We start from the raw sequence: 16,186 nt of genomic DNA on the forward strand, positions 1-16,186 counted from the left end.
ATCTTTTAAACTCCGCAGGCAGTATTTAAAGCATTTATTTCATAGGTGAGGTCACGTACGGCCTTCTCATAGTTAATCCTGCTCGTCTCACAACTAAGCCTTGAATAATCCAATGAAGTACTACTTATCTGGCCTGCCTGATACTGAATCTTTGCTTTGTCATAGTTTTTTTTACTTTCGTTGTATTTCCTTGTTTCAATATCAACACCCTTTTTGTTGTGTAAAATTTTGGCATAAGTACTATCTATATCTTTCCGTACATATCCTTCCTGTGTCTTTATTTCATTATCAAACTCACCAATACTTAGCACCGTTTCCTTAAGGGACAATTGTAAATCTTCGTTTTGGGGTACATAAGTCAAATAATGATTAATTACCGGTATACGCGTCTGAGCAGCAAGTTTATTCATTTTGGGTAATGCTATTTCTTTCCTATTAAGTAATGCATTTTTTAGGCTGATATCGTAAGAGGGTATATACAATTCTTTTTGCGATATTTTGTAAGGCTTGATTTCTATAACTGTATTTAGCTTCAATCCAAGATTTTTTTTCAAGTTCAATTCAAGATTTTCTTTTGTTCGTTTCTGTTTGTTTAACTCCATTTTTTTAATTTGAAAATTCATACGGGATCTTTCAAAATCCAGTTCCGAAACAGTTCCAGTTTTAAATTTCTGTTCAACTCCACATAATTCTCGTTCCATAACCTTGAGATACTCTTCAGATAAAGCAATAGAATCATTTATGTAAAGTAAATTGTCATATAGTTGTCTCACCCCATCAATTAATCCTTTTCTCAGATTCTCGCCATTTATCTTTAATTGCATCATTTGTAACCAAACATCGCAGTTTGGAAATTCGTCAGGGTTTATCACAGGTTTTAAGCTCTTATTTTCGAATATTTCAGAGTCCTTAAATACTGCATAGTACATTACCAACTCTCCCTGTTCATATGACTGAAGGAACTGGCCGCTCATCATCTTATCATATAGCCTATTGAACTCTGTTTTCATATCATACTTATCTATTTTGCGTGTCTCTTCTTTTGCACCATAAAGCTTTGTAAGTTTATATAGACTTTTTTCAATTTTTTCGAATTGGTTTGTGGCTAAAATAGCATTTTCGTATGCAGTTTCCAAACTTATTGTCGTAACTTTCTCCTGTGTGATAGCTGAGCAAGGTACTATTGACTGCATTAAAATAAAGGTTAACAGTACTAGCCCCCAAATCTTTTTTACTACCATGCTGTTCCTCCTCTTTGATAATTTTTATCTATTATATTCTAAAAAAGACACTCAAAGAGTGTCCTTTTTACCTGGCAAGCAAACTTTATTCTCCAATTACAATTGCTGTATTGATTTGGTCACCTGAGTACGTCTCTCCTGTGATGTCTTTTATTTCATTATATCTTAAATAAAACTGTTTAGAGAAATCAATCTTATCAAACCGCAATACAATTGTATTAGTATCAATATAGGTTATTGCCAAAGGCATTTTATTTGCGTTGTCATCGCCTATCGTCTGAATGTAATAATTACTTGTTAATATGTTAGGTACATCCAGAGCAATGTCCTTGTTCAAAGTTATTTTAATTGTATCCTTTGCTATAAAAGCAGCTTTTACAATCTCTGGCTTTGTTTTTACTACATTGTTGGCGATATATGTATATTCCAACGGAGCAGTCAAAGCTGTTCCTGTATAGTCCTGCAAAGTGTTCAATATCCTTACTTTATACATATATCCTGCTGTCATAGGCTTGTTATATGCAAAATACAGTTTTACTGTATTAGGGAAATCATTAGTGTATACCGCCTTTACCGGGCTGATATTGTACGAAGTATTGTTAAGGCAAAGAACAGAATAATTTCCTATATCCTCAGCTGTCTTAGGATTCAATTTCCTATCAAAAGAAATTGAAATACTATTTAAGTCTATAGGTATGATAGAAGCAATCTTCATATCACTTATAGCCTTATCCGTAGGATTGAAAGAATATGATTGCTCTTCTATTTTATTTTGCTTGGTTGCATCACTTATACTGTTTATCATCAGTCCATATGCTTTTTTTATATCAAAAGTACCCGCAATTGTTAAAACAACTGCGCAGTCTGTACCATACGTATTATTGGTAGTAGTAGCCTTTATAATCTGTATAGGTGTGCCTATGGTCAATTCTGTTATGTAGTAGCTGAAAACCTGCTCAGCAGTCACCTTATTTATCGGTTTATTAAAATCCAACTGTATTGACTTGTTATTTAAAGGAGTTAATCCAACCAGCTTAAATGCCTCTGTAGCAATAGACTTTGCAATGAAATTCATCTGGTCTCCTGCTTCTTGTCCGAGATAAGTTCCATATGCACTAATGAGAGAACCCTTTATTCTAACCGTATATTCTACATCCTGACTGAAGGTAAAATTCTTAACCCTTATTATTACAGCATCAGACTTGCCATCCATAACCTTAACAGAGATATTATTCTTATTTCCTTCAATTAATGTCTCGTCTGATTTTAAAATTGAGTAACATTCCGGCTGCTCCGCATTAATATTTATAGGATGAGTAAAATATATAGCAAGGTCACTGGCTGATAATTGCTCAATCTTGCTGATTTTAAATAAATCAGATTTAACCGCCTTGTTTTCAAACCCTATGAATTTACTTTTTATTTCTTTTACATAATTATTATCTTCATCTATCAAATTTGATATTTTTATTACATACTCAAGATCTGCCTTTTGATAATCGGTCTTTATCCTGATTTCTTTATCTGTCTGTGATATTATCTTTGTCGAAAGTACTGTCCATTTCAAATTTTCATATACAGATATATCTGTATCCTTTAATTGCTTTACCGGTTCATTCAGTTCAATTTTAATCCATTGACTCCCCTGTACAGACACCTTGGATATTTCAACAGGTAACTTATCATCTGACAGTCCAGCATCTGCTACGACTTTTGGTTCTAGCTGCCCCTCATTTATAAGCTTTTTAAGCAATGTATTATCTGTATCTTTTACTTTAAGCGTTAATGCAGTATACATAGTATCTACAACTTCTGCTCTTGTATAATTAACATTGTCTTGTGTTTTTCCGTTATAGTCACCACCTGTTACCAAGCCTATGTCATAAGCCTTTTGATATACACTGTTCCAGTTAAAATCATCGCTAGTATACCCAAGAGCTTTCATCGTCATAGTTAAGAAGGCTTTTTCAGTTACATTCGAATTCGGACCAAATTTATTATTGCCTATTCCACTAATAACATCATTTTCTCTACAGAACCCAACATATGCTGCAAACCAGTCAGTAGCCTTTATATCATGAAATCCTGTATTTATGTATTGACTATTTTTATCTGCTACCTCCTTGGTCTTACCCATTAGCTTTACAATAAAAGTAGCAGCCTCGCTTCTTTTTAAATTCGAATCCAGGCTATAATTTCCTTTACCGTCACCAGCCAGCATTCCGAGCTTGTTTAATGTCTGAGCTTTAGTAGTAACATCGGTAACTATATCGGTTTCAGCTGCAAAAGTCATTGATACGGATACTGTAAGTATACATATTGTCAAAATCATCGCTAATATTCTTCTTTTGTTCATTGTTCCCTCCTCATATGACTATACGCAAAAATTCCCTTAATGTCTAAATAATATCATATAAATGGGATATATTACATACAATTTTGTTACTTTTATCTTACAAATGTATATCAAGTAGAAGATTATTCTTACTTACATGACAAGTTATTGAACTATTTTCCTAGTCAGAGACCGCCCACTTATTGGGTAGCTTGCACTAGCCCTATATGGGCATGCTACTTACTTAAGCCTTAAGGCTTATTGAATAGTTCGCCAACCGCATTTATTTACTGGCTACCGCTAAAGCGGTCGGCTACGTGCTCTTCTTTTCTTGTATCCGTAAACGGATCCACGTACTCTATCAAACTTAACTGGTCGTTTGCTATGTCTGCTTGCAACTGATTTCTAATATATTCTTCTATTTTTTTCGCATTCTTGCCAACGGTATCAATATAGTATCCTCTAAGCCAAAAGTGTCTGTTAACATATTTATATTTAAGATTAGCATATTTATCGAATATCATTAAAGAACTTTTGACTTTTAAATATCCCATTATTTCTGATACACTATATTTGTATCCTAACAAGCATATGTATGTGGTCCTTACAACACTCCACTTCTATAATTTCGATACCTATCCTTTCGCACAGTTCTCTCAGCATCTTACCTATATTCTGTTTTATTTTACTAATATAATTTGTCGTCTATATTTTGCTGTAAACACTAAATGATATTTATATTCCCATGTCGTATATGCTAAATTATTCTTGTCCATTGTGGCCCCTCCTATGTTTTTTTAATGTTGTTGGCGAACCTACACTATTCTAACATCCGAGGTTTTATTTTTCCTACTTGAAGCTAAAGCCTTATGTCTGACCCCGGCTTAGCCGGGGGTTTATTGTTATAGATAAAAAACCCGCGGGAAAATTCCCACGGGTTTTTTTACTCTTTAAAGAGTCTTATTTGTTTGACCATTCATCCTGAGCACCCAATGTGTTCTTAGCAAGATCCTGGATTTCTCCTACTTGCTTAACCTTAACAGTATCAGTACCCATTGTGTATGAACCATAATCAAGAGTTTTAAGTGTTATAATTATCTGAGTCTTGTTTACTGGATTTACTTCAACACTATCAACTTCGTAGCCAGCAACGGTATAGTCAGCGTCTTGAACAGATGCTGCATATATATCCTCATCATAAGTTATAGTTACAGTCTTCAATGCTTTCTTTGTTCCCTTATTGTCATCGATATCTGTAAATACCATGTCTCCTACCTTAGATGGAGCACGTTTGTCAACTATTGATAAGAGCTTATTGCCATCACCATCTACAGCAGTAGTATCAAATGATACTGTACTACCATATTCATTTTGTGCTTTAGTAGTACCATTTGTCTTAACTTCAACATTTGTACCAACAGCAGTTGCAATATCTTTTGTTACCAAAGTAATGTAGGTAACTCCATCAGCTATACTTACTGATAATGAATCTGGTTTCTGAGTAAATGTAACTCCACCGTCTGTTGAATATAAGAAATCATTAACTTCCATATTCTTCAGATTATCTTCAAACTTAAGCTTTATAGCATTCTTACCAGTAATCTGGTATTCAGTTAAGCCAACGGTAGTCTTTGTTCCAATAGTATTTTCAGCTGAGAAGAATTCTGACCAGTTACCTGCTGCATCCTTAACTCTTGCAACATAGATATTAGCAGTGGAGCTAGGAGCAGTTTTGAAAGTAATAACAACTGCTTTATTACCGTCTACAGCATCAATAGTGTAATCATCAGTATTAAGAGTTGTTGAAGTAGCAGCAGTAGCACCTATTCTATAAACTGTCTTATCAGTTATTGAAGCTAAGTCCATTACCTCAGTAAATGTTATCTTATACTTCAAGTCTGATACCAATTTAGCTGATTTTATTTCTGGTGCAACTTTGTCAGTACCTGTGAATGACAATGTTACTTCATCAATCTGATTTTTAGCTACGGACAAATCTTTTACATTCTTAATAGTAAGAGTGTATGATGTTCCGTTTAATGCTTTTGCATCAGTAGTTGTCAACTTAACTACCTTTTTGCTGTCTCCATCAAAAGCAGCTGATGCCAATGAAACAACATCATTGCCATTCTTTAATACATAGTTTCCTACGTTATTAGCAGCATTTGTCAGTCCATCGCTCATAACATCTTCTGAGAAAGTTACCTTAACTGTCTTTGCATCTACAAATTCTGCAGTTGCAGTAGGCTTAGTTAAATCAGCAGAAGTATTCAGAGTAAATGAAGTAGCTGCCAACTTGTTGCCATAGTTATCTTCAATCTTTGTTCCTGAATCACTAACATAATTAATGTATACAGTAGTTGCTCCCGGTGGGAATGGGCGAGTGCTTCCGAAGCTTATTACAAACGTCTGATCATCATCAGAAGTTACAGCAGTATCAGCAGTAACTTTGTTTGTGTCAGAATTGTATGTATGTGTAATAGCAACATTAGCGTTAGCTTTAAATGAACCAGTCTTTAAAGCCTTGTTAAACTTTACTGTAACAGATGTTTCAGTTGATTCAACATAAGTAAGTACCAGTGCTGAAGTATCTTTTACATAATCAAATGTAAGAGTAGCACCCTGTATCTGATATCCTGCGTTATCAAATAACTTTGATCCTGTACCTATGAACTCAATCTTGTGTGAACCTTCAGACAAGTCTGAATATGTTTTGATATTTAATTCAAGACCGCTAGTAGTTGTGTTAGTTGAGTCTATAGCTATAAATGCACCATCAATTTTTACTGAACTTGCTATATCTGTACCAGTAAGAGCTGTAAACCCGTCTCCAGCATGAGTTCTTAATGGTTCTGATAATGCAACTTTTATATTCTTAGGACCTGTTGTTGAAACTGATTTTGCATATGGTACTGTAGTATCCTTTACAGATATACCCTTTATAGTCTTGTCAGCAGCAAATCCAACTGCCTTCAATATAGTAAGTTCGATATCTGTTGCATAGTTACCCATTGCGTTAGCACTTGCTGTTCTCAAAGTAACAGCAGTCTTGTCATCTGACAATGTAGCCGCTTCTGGTTCACTAGTTCCAATTTTGTAATTTGAAGTCTTCTTAGCAGCATCTACATTTGTTACAGGACCGTTGAAAGTTACTACTAACTCTCTAAGGTTAAGAGCCTCTACCTTAGCAATGTCCAAAGTAGTAGGAGCAGCTATTAAACCTGCCTTTACAGCAACTGATTTCTTAGCAGCGTCAGTTCCAACTAAGACTTCAACAACTGTCTTAGTTGCATCTTTAGCCTTAACAGTTAAAGTATCGAATACTACTGCAGAAGCAGCATCTCTTGTAAGATCTGCATCAGTAATATCATCTACGATAGCTGAAAGAATTTTACCAGCTGACTTAGCAGCCAATAATTCAACTGATGTAGCATAGTCGTTCTCAGCTGCAAAACCGAGAGCGTTCATGAACATAGATGCAAGGTCTTTTCCCTTTAAAGGATCACCAGCAGCTAATTTATTGTTGCCACCTTTCATAACACCTTCTTGAACAGCAAGAGCTACCCAACCTTCAGCCCATGCAGGAACTTCGTCAGCATCATCAAAGTTTGCGATTTTGGAAACATCTGCAGCTTCCATATCTTTGTCTGTCTTACCTAATACAGTCTTTAGTACTAATACAGCACCTTGTGCTCTAGTTAAGTCTTCACCAAGCATCAAGTCACCGGTAGTGTCTCCCTGCCAAATGCCGAGATCCTTAAGTACTGTTGCTTGATCTTCAAATTCATATGAACCTGAAGCAGCGAATGCAGCAGTCATAGATGTTAGAACCAATGCTACGGCTATAACAACTGCAGTTAGCTTTCTGAGATTTCTCATGTTCTCAAATCCTCCTTGTGTATTTTGTAGCGGGCGGGCTTTAAATTCCAGAGCGGGCTACGCCTCTCCCACTATTTATAGCCCAACTCGTTTAACCTATTTTCCAAGATTCGGTAACAATAGATTAAGATTACCTAAATTTACCTATCTTGATTCATATGTATTATATCACTGGCAAATTTTTGAGTCAACGTACTCGATTTAAGTGTAAAGAATTTGTAATAGTAATAAAAAAATCCGAAGGATGTTTCCTTCGGATTTTTGATTTGAACATTAGATATTATGTTTTTAAATTTCTATTAAGCAATTCCGTCAGTAGAAGTGATTACATCCTGTGTACTCAATACATTTCTTAATGAGTCTTCAACCTGTCCTACCTGTGTTACCTTTGGTGTTGCATTAGAATCAACGATATCTTTTTCCTTAACAGTTATTATAACCTTTGCACCATTTACAACAACACCTGTTATTTCGTAGCCTTCTACAGTGTAATCAGCGTCTGATACAGATGCTACATAGAGGTTTTCGCTGTAAGTGATTTCGATTGCATCAATCTTGTTGTTTGCAACTCCTGTATCCTTTGTTACTACTGATACTATAGAAGGAGCAACTTTATCAGTCAATGTTGCTGCTGTAAATTCAAGAGGCTTATTATAAGCATTCTTTGCACTTGTTGTAGCAGCACCATCTTTTGTTCTTACCTGAACATTAGTTGTCTGTGTATTAGCAGCCTTTGAATCAGTTGTCAATGTCATTATTGTATCTCCGTCTACTACCGATACTGACATTCCGATTACTTTTACTGTCCAAGTTGATCCATTGTCAAAGCTTACTTCGAAGTCCCCTGTTGTAGCGCCAGATATTACTTCATCTTCAAATGTAAGTCTTATTTTATCTGTAGCTGTCATTTCAGCCTTAGTGTAAACAATGTTTGAAGCCTTAGTTACATCAAGTGTCTGAGAGAAGCTTTCTGACCAATTTCCAACTACATCCTTAACTCTTGCAAGAGTAAGTTTTTCACTGTCAAGAATTGAATCTGAGTTTGCATCTGTATTATTTAAGTTATTTTTAAATGTAATTATTACTGCTTTATTTCCGTCAGCTGCTACTATAGTATCATTTGCATCAAGAGCTGCTGAGTTGTGCATCCAATTACCTTTATCTGTAATAGTTGCAACATCCATCACTTCGCTGAATGTAACCTTTATCTTGTTATCACCGATTTGCTTTGTGCTGCTAACTGTAGGAGCAACTTTATCTACTCCTGTAAAGGATATTGTAGCATCGTCCATTTCGTTCTTTGCTACTGACACGTCTTTTACATCTTTAACTGTAAGTGTATAAGATCCGCCATTCATAGTATTAGTAGTTAATACTACAACCTTATTTGTGCTATCCTTGAAAGCTGCACCGGTAACTGCTATAACTGTGCCGGTTGAATCCTTTAATGTGTAGAGAGCAGTGTTTTCAGCTCCGTTTGAGCCTGTTCCAGCAAGTACTTTTTCAGAGAAAGTTACTTCCAATGAAGTAGCACTTATGAAATCAACCTTTGATACAGTTGGCTTTGTCAAGTCAGCTGTTGTATTGATTGTAAGGGTTGTTTCAGGCAGCTTGTTTCCATAGTTATCTTTAATAGCTGCATCATTCTGATATACTATGTAAAGATTTGATGCTCCAGGAGCAAAAGGCATGTTATCAGGGAATGTTACTGTAAATTTCTGATCATCGCCTGAATTTACTAATGATGTTCCATCAACCTGGTTAGTTGAAGTGTTGTAAGTGTGTCGTAGTAAAACATTTGCAGTCAATGTAGTTGCATCAATTGGCTTGCTGAACTGAATTGTTGCGGTAGTTTCTGTTGATTCAACAACTTTTACTGTTAATGGTGATGTATCTTTTACATAGTTAAATGATGAACTTGTTGGTGTTACAGTGTAGTTAGCAGAATCAACCAACTTGTTTGAAGAATCATTTTTAACCTGTAATGAGTGAGCTCCTTCGGAAAGATCACCTAAAGTCTTTAATGACAATACATTCCCACTATAAGTTGCACTTGTAGTATCGAGAGCTACAAAACCATTGTCAAGCTTGAATGAGTTAACTGTATCAGCAGTAGTAACATCTTCATTCAAAGGTTCTGAGAAAGTAACCTTAAGATTTCTTGGTCCAGTTGCTTCTACTGAAACAACAGATGGTACTGTAATATCCTTAGCAGAAATATTTGAAATGGTAGTATCTGCTGAAAGACCAACTGCCTTTAATACTTCCAATTTAATATCTGTAGCATAATTGCTCATTCTGTTAGCATTTGATGTTCTTAATGTAACAGTTTTTCCGTCAGCTGATACATCTACAGCTGCAGGATTTGCATCATTTATTTCATAGTTTGTTGCTTTTTTAGCTTCCTCAGTTACTACTGCCTTGTTGAAGGTAATAACTAATTCTCTAAGGTTCAACGCCTTTACGCTGTCTACTGCAAGAACTGCAGGAGTAGCTATAAGTCCAGCATTTTCAGCAATTGCTCTGAGGCTTGGCTTAGCTTCTACTATTTTATCAATTATTGTTGCTTTTCCGTCAGAATATTCTGATGTTAATGAACCAAACATGATTCCTACTGCCTGGTCTCTGAGAACTGACTTTTTAGCAAATGCAAGGTAATCAGCGATTTCCTTTGCACCATCAACCTCTGAAAGCTGATCTATTGCTTCAGTCCAGCTAGATACTGTATATCCGAGCTGCTTGAGAATCAGAGTTGCGAATTGCCCTCCGAGAAGAGCCTCGTCAGCATTTACAAATATATCCCCAGTAGTTGTGTCTTTTGAACCTGACATAATATTGTTCTTAACTAAGTAAGCCAATCTTTTCTTTGCATATGTAGGTATTTTGTCAGCATCTGCAAAATCTTTCAGAATTGCATTTGCCTCATCTTCGGTTAATGCTTGTGCAGCAGTATCCATATTGAAGAGTTTTGCTAATAAAGTTGCACCCTGCCCTCTTGTAAGTGATGTTTCAAGAGATGGTACAAATGAAGTATCGCTAGTTCCAGCGTATAGTTCCAGCTGATTGAGAACACTAGCCTTTTCTCCGTTTACCGGAGTGTATGCGGCTGCAAATGTTGGTACTACTGATGACAACATGATTGCACCGGCAACAACTGCAGCAGAAATCTTTTTAAAATTCCCCATTACTAAATCCTCCCCTAGTTGTTTTCTGGCCAATGGTTTTACAGGGATAAATCGGCCACTAGATTACGTCCCCGGCTTGAAATGGTTTAAAATCAAGGCCTTACGAGTAACTGCACGCCTCAATTTCATAATCATTATAGCACCAGATTTTTTACCGGGTCAACATAATATAGTATTATGTAAATTAAATGTAATCGCCATGTAATAAAGGTTTGGAGTATAGATGGGTATAAAATAGAAACAGAGCTTGCCTTATCAACGACAGCTCTGTTTTATAAGTAATTGGTTACAAACTGAGTATTACACAATAACATTTTTGCCAATAATAATTGGCCATGATTTCTCACCCTTGAGGCATCTGTTTTTTGAAAGTACCACGTTTTTATCAAGTATGGCGTAGTTGAGTGCCGAGTTTTCTTCAACAATACTTCCCTGCATTATAATACTATCCTTTACGATAGCACCCCGCTTTACTGTTACACCTCTGAAAAGTACGCTGTTCTCAACTGTTCCTTCTATAATGCATCCATCTGCAATTATTGAGTTTTTAACCTCTGCTTCTTCATTGTACTTTGCAGGTGCTTCATCCTTGACCTTTGTATATATTTTTAATTTCCCCAACAATTCGTTGTTTATTAAAGGGTCCAGCAGTTCCATATTGCATTTGTAATACATCTGTACCGTAGACATGCTTCTCCAATAGCCGTTGTATTTATATCCGTAGATTTTGAGCTTATGGAGCATCTTTATAATAATATCCAGTACAAAGTCATAGTATCCATGTGCAACGCTTTCTTCAAGAAGTGCAATCAATAATTCCCTTTTTATCATATAAATACCCAGGGAACCATTGAGTGTATTTGGATGCATGGGCTTTTCCTGAAAATCAATTAATCTGGATGAACTGTCAAGCTGCATAACACCCATGTTTGTCAGTTCCTCTACAGGTATATCATTCATTTCACGATAAGCTACAGTTATATCTGCATCTGTTTCCTTATGAGCGTTGAGCATATCGTCAAAGGTTGTTGTAAATATACAATTGCCTTGGGAAATCAGCACATATTCCTCATTACTTCTTTTAAGAAAGGTCAGATTATTGTACATGGCATCAGCGGTACCTCTGTACCAGCCCGTACCTTCATCGGACAAAAATGGAGGGAAAAGAAAAAGCCCGTCTGTTTTTCTATCTAAATCCCATTCCTTACCTGAACCAAGGTGGTCCATCAGTGACCTGAAACTGTACTGAGTTATTACACCTATATTTGTAATCCCTGAATTAACCATATTCGAAAGTATAAAGTCAATAGCTCTGTACTTTCCTCCTACTGGCACTGCCGGGCTGGACCTCATGGTTGAAAGCTCCTTGAGCTTTGTGTTACGTCCGCCTGACATTATTATTCCCATTACATTTTTCATTCTGCCACACCACCTTTGAATACGCTTTTGCCGGATTCAACATTTAAAGATGTAAAATCGGCTGCCGAAGCTCCTATATCAATCATAACATTCTTTCCAATTACAGCATCTGAGGGTATGCTTGCCTGTTCTCCTATAACCGTAATTCCTGAATTGTAAATTCCTGACTTGTATTCATTAGGCACGTCTGCACCTTCTCCAAGCCTTACCTTTTCGCCTATTGTAACCTGTTCGCTGATAATAGACCTGTTTATGTATGCATTTTTGCATACCCTTGAATTGGACATTATAATAGAGTCCTGAATAAATGCTCCCTCTTCTATATAAGCACCCGGAAATAAAATGGAATTTACAACTGTTCCATAAACCGAGCAGCCTTCCGCCACTATGGATTTTTTCACACACCCGCAGTTAGCTATATAGTGAGCCGGTTTCACCGGATTAGGTGTATAAATCCTCCATTCGGGGTCGAATAGATTAAATTGGGGAACCCTGCTTACCAAGTCCATATTTGACTCCCAAAAGGCCTGTATTGTCCCTACATCCCTCCAATAGCCGGAATACTGGTATGCCCACATGCTTTTGCCATCTGCCAGCATTGCGGGGATTATGTTTTTTCCGAAATCATTTTCGGATTCGGAGCATTCATTATCCTTTATCAGATATTCTCTAAGAATTGACCAGTTGAAAATATAAACTCCCATAGATGCAAGGGTGCTTTTTGGATTTTTGGGCTTTTCTTCGAATTCATATATTTTGCCGTTGTCATGACAATTCATAATACCGTATCTGCCAGCCTCATCATAAGGAACATTAATAACTGAAATTGTAGCATCTGCATGATTCTCTTTGTGAAAATCAAGCATTTTGGAATAATCCATTTTGTAGATATGATCACCGGATAAAATAATTACATAATGAGGGGAATATTTGTCTATATACTGGATATTCTGGTAAACTGCATTTGCAGTACCTTTAAACCATTCGCCTATCTCCGCCTTTAAATAGGGGGATAGTATGGTAACACCGCCGTCTATCCTGTCCATATCCCATGGTTTACCTATTCCTATATGGGCATTAAGCTTCAGCGGTTGATATTGGGTCAGAACACCTACTGTATCAATTCCGGAATTTATACAGTTACTAAGAGAAAAGTCAATTATTCTATATTTCCCTCCATATAGAACCGCTGGCTTGGCCACATTCTTAGTGAGGACACCCAGACGGCTTCCTTGGCCCCCGGCCAGTAACATTGCTATCATTTCTTTCCTAATCATTGCACCAACTCCCGGTTAACTGATTTTATGCTGCTTTTAACGTACAATTTACTATTATATTTCTACGTTTAATTTATATTTCCCTTTAAATGTAGTAAGGAAATTACCCCTTTATAACAAAAGAGTTCCTAACAATGGGAAATAAGCCACTTAAAGGTTTTCAGCCTTTCCTGACTCTGTATATGGATGCCGGAATCAAAAAAAACTACCTTTCCGCCATCAACATTTGTACTTATAAGCTGCCTCTCCTCCAGCAAACGCTTGAGATATCTGATTGTTCCTTCGCTTCCGTCTATTATATCAATAAAAGGAGGAAGTACCAGCTTAAATGCGTCCCTATATATGGGAAAATGAGTACACCCTAAAACGAAGGTTTTATAATTTTCCAGATTAAAGCCTTCCAATTTATTTTTTATAACAGGTATTACCCTTTCATAATCAAATATCATATTTTCAGCCAGTTCAACCAGCTCGGGAAAAGGCAGATAATCTACTACATGTTCCTGATCCACTCTCTGTACCAGATTGTGAAATTTTTCCTCACGAAGAGTCAATGCAGTGGCAAGGACAAGAACCCTTTTTCCGTTACCATTCTGGACAGCAGGCTTTACCGCAGGCTCCATTCCTAATATCGGAAAATCATACATACCTCTGAGTTCTCTTACAGCAATACTTGTGGCTGTATTACATGCTACAACAAGTGCTTTTATTCCTTGATTCACCAGAAATTCTACGGCTTGAAAAACATATTCTCTTACTTCTTCCTTTGTCTTTGTTCCATAAGGTACATGTTTTATATCTGCATAATATATGTAATTTTCTTGGGGAAGCTGTCTCAAAGCCTCACTTAATACTGTTATCCCGCCAAAGCCGGAATCCAAAAAACCTATTTTATCGGTGTTCATCTAACTCCAATTACTCCTTTGCCTTTTGTATCTTTTAAAATTCCCTTCTGCGGCTGTTTTTAGACATTTTATCCATAACACCAAATATAATCCATCCTATAATGCAATAAATAGTTGAAGGAAGAAAATATATAAAGTACATCAAGTCCTTAAACATTATAGAAAAATCACCGGTACCATAATAGCTGTACATTGATATTCCTAACGAATACAGTGCTGAAAGTATTAGGCTGACAGGTATAATAACTAATGTTTCAGCTTCCCACAGTCTTCTGTACAAAAGTAACATAGCAGCAGGGTATATTATCGAAGTTACTGCAAAAGCGATATAAATCCCGGCCATTGGCAGATTCAGCTGTACAATAATCACCAGCATTATTACTATTATTATCGCATTGAAGATACTAATTCCCAATGTCCTTAAAACTCTTCTCATATTTACCTCATCTACTTATAAATAAAATCATATGTTTAAACTTATTTATTATTATATAATATCATGTTTCCGGTTATCAAATTTTATTAATATACAGTTTGAGTGAACGTTCAAAATTTAGCATATTATGTTAACCATTTGGCGTATTATTGAATATAATGTAATAAAATCAAATAAAAAGGAGTGAACATTATGCCCGGAATGCCAATTTATCAGGATTCTCCGGCGAATCTAAAAAATCAGATTTTTGCAACAAACGGATCAGCTGTAATTAATGTTCAGGCTGACAGTACAGGTAGATTAAAGGTAGCAACAGACAGTTCGTCTCCCCTTGCTGTTGATGTAGACGAGACTGTAAACAGTATTGCCGTGTATGGTAATGACGGTACTGCAAACCAAATTATAAAAACAAATGCCACTGGTCAGTTGGATATCAGACCATTAACAGTCTCTGATACAGTTAATGTCAATATCACTCAGGCCGACGACAGTATTACCGTCTATGGTAATGATGGTACCACAAACCAAATTATCAGAACAAATGCTACAGGCCAACTGGATATAAGGCCTTTGACCACTTCCGATACTGTTAATGTTGATATTTCGCAAACCACTGACAGTATTGCTGTTTATGGTAATGACGGCACCGACAATCAGATAATTAAAACAAATTCCTCAGGCCAACTGGATATCAGACCCCTTACTTCTTCCGATACTGTTAATGTTGATATTTCCCAAGCCACTGACAGTATTGCTGTTTATGGTAATGACGGCACCGACAATCAGATAATTAAAACAAATTCCTTAGGTCAGCTGGATATCAGACCCCTTACTTCTTCTGATACCGTTAATGTTGATATTTCCCAAACTACTGACAGTATTGCTGTTTATGGTAATGACGGCACCGACAATCAGATAATTAAAACAAATTCCTCAGGTCAGCTGGATATCAGACCTCTTACTTCTTCCGATACCGTTAATGTTGATATTTCGCAAGCCACTGACAGTATTACTGTTTATGGTAATGACGGTACTGACAATCATGTTTTATTAACCGATTCGGCCGGGATTCTGCAGGTAAACACATCCCGTAACTTTGTAAATTCTACACTTACAACATCAGCCACAACAGACAGCTATCAATATACTACACAGCAGGAAATCGCTCAACTCACCACTTATCAGTTCTTTGTAAAAAATACAGGAGGCACAAACAATGTTACAGTTGTGGTTGAATTAAGCCCGAATGGTACAGATTGGGTAATCGACAGTGACGAACGTCCGGTTAGCCCCGGCGCCTCAACTATCATAACTTCAAGTAAATTTTTAAGATATATACGTTTAGGCTACAAATCCACCAGTACCGGTGCCAGCACAGCTATAAGTGTTATTTTTCAAGGTCAGAGCTAAAAAGGACACTTTTAAACTTTCTCCAACTAAGTATTACAAGCCCTCGACAGAAATTTTGTCGGGGGTTTTTACTGTTCAGAGTGCTTTTTAATTCCTTTT

9 protein-coding genes and 1 pseudogene are annotated in these 16,186 nt (G+C 36.4%); 1 reads left to right on the top strand and 9 read right to left on the bottom strand.

Features of this window, described 5'->3' with window-relative positions; translation table 11 throughout:
* Positions 1 to 5: 5 nt before the first annotated feature.
* The 9 genes and pseudogenes from CLO1100_RS19305 to CLO1100_RS19345 all read right to left on the bottom strand — a co-directional run bounded on the left by CLO1100_RS19305 (position 6) and on the right by CLO1100_RS19345 (position 14,677).
* Complete coding sequence (locus CLO1100_RS19305; protein WP_014315453.1) at positions 6 to 1,241, bottom strand: TolC family protein; 1,236 nt, start codon at positions 1,239 to 1,241, stop codon at positions 6 to 8.
* 85 nt (positions 1,242 to 1,326) lie between these two features.
* Positions 1,327 to 3,597, bottom strand: a complete 2,271-nt coding sequence (locus CLO1100_RS19310) for an S-layer homology domain-containing protein (protein WP_014315454.1) — start codon at positions 3,595 to 3,597, stop codon at positions 1,327 to 1,329.
* 266 nt (positions 3,598 to 3,863) lie between these two features.
* Positions 3,864 to 4,352: pseudogene (gene tnpA / locus CLO1100_RS19315) on the bottom strand (IS200/IS605 family transposase).
* Positions 4,353 to 4,536: 184 nt separating this feature from the next.
* The gene (locus tag CLO1100_RS19320; RefSeq protein WP_014315455.1) at positions 4,537 to 7,455 is read right to left on the bottom strand and encodes a hypothetical protein; all 2,919 of its coding nucleotides are present in this window, start codon (positions 7,453 to 7,455) and stop codon (positions 4,537 to 4,539) included.
* Positions 7,456 to 7,754: 299 nt separating this feature from the next.
* Positions 7,755 to 10,640 carry a hypothetical protein gene (locus CLO1100_RS19325; RefSeq protein ID WP_014315456.1) on the bottom strand — a complete coding sequence of 962 codons (2,886 nt, stop codon included), beginning with the start codon at positions 10,638 to 10,640 and terminating at the stop codon, positions 7,755 to 7,757.
* Between the two features lie 300 nt (positions 10,641 to 10,940).
* Entirely contained in the window at positions 10,941 to 12,059 is a 1,119-nt protein-coding gene (glgD, locus tag CLO1100_RS19330) for a glucose-1-phosphate adenylyltransferase subunit GlgD (RefSeq protein WP_014315457.1), read from the bottom strand.
* Positions 12,056 to 13,336, bottom strand: a complete 1,281-nt coding sequence (locus CLO1100_RS19335; protein WP_014315458.1) for a glucose-1-phosphate adenylyltransferase — start codon at positions 13,334 to 13,336, stop codon at positions 12,056 to 12,058. Before CLO1100_RS19335 ends, glgD begins: the two co-directional genes overlap by 4 nt.
* Before the next feature lie 128 nt (positions 13,337 to 13,464).
* Positions 13,465 to 14,241 carry a glutamate racemase gene (gene murI, locus CLO1100_RS19340; protein ID WP_014315459.1) on the bottom strand — a complete coding sequence of 259 codons (777 nt, stop codon included), beginning with the start codon at positions 14,239 to 14,241 and terminating at the stop codon, positions 13,465 to 13,467.
* A gap of 34 nt (positions 14,242 to 14,275) precedes the next feature.
* Positions 14,276 to 14,677, bottom strand: a complete 402-nt coding sequence (locus CLO1100_RS19345) for a hypothetical protein (RefSeq protein WP_014315460.1) — start codon at positions 14,675 to 14,677, stop codon at positions 14,276 to 14,278.
* A gap of 192 nt (positions 14,678 to 14,869) precedes the next feature.
* Here CLO1100_RS19345 and CLO1100_RS19350 point away from each other — a divergent pair, with 192 nt between their 5' ends.
* Complete coding sequence (locus CLO1100_RS19350; RefSeq protein WP_014315461.1) at positions 14,870 to 16,087, top strand: DUF6385 domain-containing protein; 1,218 nt, start codon at positions 14,870 to 14,872, stop codon at positions 16,085 to 16,087.
* Positions 16,088 to 16,186: the final 99 nt, after the last annotated feature.

Source organism: Clostridium sp. BNL1100 (assembly GCF_000244875.1).
Taxonomy (GTDB): Bacteria; Bacillota; Clostridia; order Acetivibrionales; family DSM-1351; genus Ruminiclostridium.

Bases quoted from the DNA above. Each gene is read 5' to 3' on its own strand.
- glgD (WP_014315457.1), bottom strand. From the start codon at position 12,059: ATGAAAAATGTAATGGGAATAATAATGTCAGGCGGACGTAACACAAAG.
- CLO1100_RS19320 (WP_014315455.1), bottom strand. From the start codon at position 7,455: ATGAGAAATCTCAGAAAGCTAACTGCAGTTGTTATAGCCGTAGCATTG.
- CLO1100_RS19350 (WP_014315461.1), top strand. From the start codon at position 14,870: ATGCCCGGAATGCCAATTTATCAGGATTCTCCGGCGAATCTAAAAAAT.
- CLO1100_RS19335 (WP_014315458.1), bottom strand. From the start codon at position 13,336: ATGATTAGGAAAGAAATGATAGCAATGTTACTGGCCGGGGGCCAAGGA.
- murI (WP_014315459.1), bottom strand. From the start codon at position 14,241: ATGAACACCGATAAAATAGGTTTTTTGGATTCCGGCTTTGGCGGGATA.
- CLO1100_RS19325 (WP_014315456.1), bottom strand. From the start codon at position 10,640: ATGGGGAATTTTAAAAAGATTTCTGCTGCAGTTGTTGCCGGTGCAATC.
- CLO1100_RS19345 (WP_014315460.1), bottom strand. From the start codon at position 14,677: ATGAGAAGAGTTTTAAGGACATTGGGAATTAGTATCTTCAATGCGATA.
- CLO1100_RS19305 (WP_014315453.1), bottom strand. From the start codon at position 1,241: ATGGTAGTAAAAAAGATTTGGGGGCTAGTACTGTTAACCTTTATTTTA.
- CLO1100_RS19310 (WP_014315454.1), bottom strand. From the start codon at position 3,597: ATGAACAAAAGAAGAATATTAGCGATGATTTTGACAATATGTATACTT.